This is a genomic window from Streptomyces sp. NPDC002130, from assembly GCF_040296465.1.
Taxonomy (GTDB): Bacteria; Actinomycetota; Actinomycetes; order Streptomycetales; family Streptomycetaceae; genus Streptomyces.
In genome coordinates this window covers 1-1,464 of record NZ_JBEOXI010000809.1, presented here as the reverse complement: position 1 = coordinate 1,464, position 1,464 = coordinate 1, and the positions used below count along the sequence as shown (strand labels likewise).

Annotated in this window: 1 protein-coding gene; it reads right to left on the bottom strand. The window is 74.2% G+C overall.

Annotation, left to right across the window (positions count from 1 at the left end):
• Window positions 1–62: 62 nt before the first annotated feature.
• Window positions 63–1,464: NADH-ubiquinone oxidoreductase-F iron-sulfur binding region domain-containing protein (locus tag ABT116_RS45790; RefSeq protein ID WP_351647088.1), on the bottom strand; the 1,402-nt coding region annotated here is incomplete at its 5' end.

The following is a 1,464-nucleotide window of genomic DNA, read 5'->3' as shown; positions in this document are numbered from 1 at the left end:
GTGCTTGTCGTGCGTATGCGTACGGCGGGCTCCCCTGGAGGGAAGCCCGCCGGTGCGTCCGCTCAGCGGCCGAGAGCGCGGCGGCCGCGGCCCTGGGAGAGGACCGGGAGGTTACGGGACGGCGCGCCCGGTGCGCCCGACTCCTCGAGGCGCAGCGCCAGCGCCGGGCAGCGGCGCACCGCGCGTAGAGCCTTGGCCTCGGCGTACCGCGGTACCTGAGCCTGTGCCACGGTCGGGAAGCCGTCCGCGCCCAGCTGGAACACCTCGGGGAGGATGTCCGCGCACAGGCCGTGGCCCCGGCACAGCGTCCAGTCGACGTAGATCTTCTGGCGGCTCGGGCCGTTCTCCTCGGACTCGCCGCCGCCCGGGATGCCCGTCGGGGCCCTGCCGCCCTCGAAGAGCGGCAGAACGCCCTCCACGGGCCGTCCGCAGCCGTTGCCGAGGACATGGGCGGCCAGGTCGTCCGTGAACGCCTTGATGGTCGACTCCAGGAACATCGCCGAGCCGTCCGGGTGGGAGCACGCGCCGCGCCGCTTCACGTTCTTGGCGACCTGCTTGAGCGCCTCCAGGGCGGCAGGGCCGCCGCCGTTGAGGATGTCCTCCAGACCGCGCGCGGCGGCCGGCAGACCGAGATAGCAGGGGCCGCACTGGCCCGCGCTCTCCTCGGCCAGCCACTGCGCCACCCGCAGCGACTCGCCCAGTGGGCAGGTGTCCTGAGTGATCGGCAGAATCGCGCCGGCGCCGAGCGCACCGCCCACCGCGTCCAGCGAGTTGCGGGAGACGATCGCCTCGTTGACCGTCGCCGCGTCGATCCACTTGCCGTGGTAGCCGCCGGTGAGCACGCCCTGCGGTACCGGCGGCGCGCCGGCGAGCTGCAGGACATAGCGCAGCGGCACGCCCGTGGGGACCTCGATCACCATGGGGCGGGCGACCGCGCCGGAGACCGTGAGCATGACGGTGCCCGGCTCGTCGTACAGGCCGGTGTTGCCGTAGCGCTCGGGGCCGATGCGGGCGGCGATCGCCAGCTGGGCGAAGGTCTCGGCGTTGGAGAGCAGGGTGGGTGCGCCGCCGACGCCGTTCTGCGAGGCGCTGACCTTGCGGCCGGGCGGGACGGCCGGGCCGCCGTCGATCGAGCGGATCAGCGACGCGGCGGCGCCGGTGACCATGCGGACCGGGTTGCGCTGGACGCGCGCGCGCAGCGCCGAGCGGCGGCCGTTGTTGAGGCCGCGTTCGGCGAGCGCGGCCTCCATGGAGCGCTGGGTCGACTCACGGGTGACCCCCACCACGAGCGTGCGGGCACCCAGGGCCTCGGCGCACAGCAGGGCGCCGTCCAGGATGAGATGCGGGGCACGGTTGATCAGCACCGTGTCCTTGCGGCAGGCCGGCTCGTCCTCACTGCCGTTCACCACGACGACCGGCCGGACGCCGCGCTTGATCGCCGCCTCGGCGACCGAGCGCAGCTTC